Below are 2,383 nucleotides of genomic sequence, written 5' to 3'. Positions count from 1 at the left end.
GTGCCACCTATGCAGCCAACGTTAGGCGAAGTCGATCCGCAGACCGGCAAGGTCGAAGTTACCGGCAAGCCTGGTGCGACCGCGCAGTTGAAGGACAGCACAGGTCAGCCGCTGGGTGAGCCCGTGATGTTGAACGAACAGGGTAAAGGTGAGTTCCCGCTCGATACGACTGCGAGCGGGCAAAGCGTCTCTGCCGTGCAGGTGGTCAATGGCACTGAGTCGCGGCCTTCCACAGCCGTTGAGGTGCCGCTGCTCAAGCCGACCCTCGGTATTGTCAATAGGGACAAAGGCGAGCTGCCGGTCACGGGGAAACCTGGCGCGACCGCGCAGTTGCAGGACAAAAATGGCCAGCCGGTCGGTGAACCGGCGCTCCTGGATGACAAGGGACAGGGCGTGATCAAGCTGCCCCAGAGCACAGGGGGAGAAGTGGTTGGTGTGGTAGTCCAATCGGCGGGTAAGCAGTCGGCAGCCGCGACCATTGATATTCCTTTGCTTAAACCCATCCTCGGGGTGGTAGACAGCGAGCATGGCGAGCTGCCGGTCAGCGCTAAACCCGGGGCCGCCGTACAGTTGCAAGACAGCAACGGCAAACCGGTGGGTGAGGTTGTGGTGCTGGATCAAACGGGGCAGGGGATCATCCCCCTGCCTCAGACGGTGGGCGGTGAGACGATGGGAGTGGTGGCCAAGGTCGATGACCAGCAGTCGCCGGTTGCGGCGATTGATTTGCCGTTACTCGCTCCGGTGTTTGGCGCTGTTGATCCAAAGAACAATATCCTGGAGGTTTCGGGTAAAGCGGGTGCAACTCTTCAACTCAAAGACCTGCAGGGTAAGGCGATAGGAGCGCCTGTCGTACTGGATGAGCAAGGCGAAACGGTGATCGAACTCGATCCACGCCTAAGTGACAAGAACATTGCGATGACTCAGTCCGCCAAAGGGCTTGAGTCCGTGCCGACAGCGCTGACTATTCCCCTGTTGACGCCTACCCTGGGCGAGGTCGACCAGCAAACTCGAAAAGTTGTGGTTGCGGGTAAGCCCAGTGGGAACTTCGAGATAGTTGACGAAGAGACAGGCCTGCTCTACAGGTCGGGCCCTTTTGACGCATCGGGTGCGAGCACAATCAAGTTGCCGGGCCATGCCAGTGGCCAGAGGATTGTTGCCACGCAGTCCGCACCTGCTATTGCCAGTTCGCGTTCTAAACGTAGCCTTTCCGACGATGAGCCAACGGAACGCGCCGGCAAGTTGCCTGATACGAGAGTGTCAGAGTATTCCTCGGCGGTTGAAGTACCGCTGTTCGGCCCGGACTTATCGATCAATGACGCTGGCGATGCGTTGAATCTGGTGGGTATGCCTGGTGCCACGGCGGAGGTCTCTGACTCTCGAGGTGTGATCGTTGGTCGTATCCTGCTCGACAGCGATGGGCTGGGAACACTGCCTCTGTCCCAGGACATGGGCGGGGAGAGACTCAAGGCATTGGTCAGGGACGGGGGACGCGAGTCTCCTGACGAGTTTATTGATACGCCACTGCTCCAGCCGGTATTGGGTGCGGTCGATGCGGATAAAGGTGAGTTGCCGGTCACTGGTAAGCCGGGTGCAACCGTGCAGTTGCAGGACAGCACGGGCAAGGCGGTCGGTTCCCCTGTGACACTGGACAGCCAGGGCAAAGGCCACATCGAAGTTCCATCAACCGCCAGCGGGCAGTTGGTTTCTGCGGTGCAGAAGGCCAATGGCTTGGATTCGCCTGCGTCTACCGCGGTTGAAGTTCCACTGCTTAAACCTGCGCTCGGTGTGGTCGATGCGGACAAAGGCGAATTGCCAGTCACCGGCAAGCCCGGTTCGACCGTGCAGTTGCAAGACAAGGACGGCAAGCCCGTTGGCGAAGCGGTCGTCCTTGATGACAAAGGCCAGGGCGTAATCAAGCTGCCACAGGACGTGGGCGGTGAGTCGGTAGGCCTCGTGGCCAAGGACGATGGCAAAGAGTCGCCGGCCGCAACCGTTGACGTTCCACTGCTCAAGCCGCTGCCAGGTGTAGTCGATGTCGAAAAAGGCGAATTGCCAGTCACCGGCAAGCCCGGTTCGACCGTGCAGTTGCAAGACAAGGATGGCAAGCCCGTTGGCGAAGCGGTCATCCTTGATGACAAAGGGCAGGGCGTAATCAAGCTGCCACAGGAAGTGGGCGGTGAGTCGGTAGGTATTGTGGCCAAGGACGATGGCAAAGAGTCGCCGGTCGCAACCGTTGACGTTCCGCTGCTCAAGCCGCTGCCAGGTGTAGTCGATGTCGAAAAAGGCGAATTGCCAGTCACCGGCAAGCCCGGTTCGACCGTGCAGTTGCAAGACAAGGACGGCAAGCCAGTCGGCGAAGCGGTCGTCCTTGATGACAAAGGCC

1 protein-coding gene is annotated in these 2,383 nt (G+C 59.7%); it reads left to right on the top strand.

From position 1 onward, the window contains the following. A partial coding sequence (locus GIW04_RS29885) for an Ig-like domain-containing protein (RefSeq protein ID WP_236479546.1) occupies positions 1 to 2,383 on the top strand: 2,383 nt, incomplete at both ends.

The sequence above is a fragment of the Pseudomonas sp. PA-4-8C genome (assembly GCF_021606625.1).
In the GTDB taxonomy this organism is placed as follows: Bacteria; Pseudomonadota; Gammaproteobacteria; order Pseudomonadales; family Pseudomonadaceae; genus Aquipseudomonas; species Aquipseudomonas lactis.
Note: the sequence above shows the minus strand (reverse complement) of the source record. Positions and strands in the feature narration are given on the sequence as shown.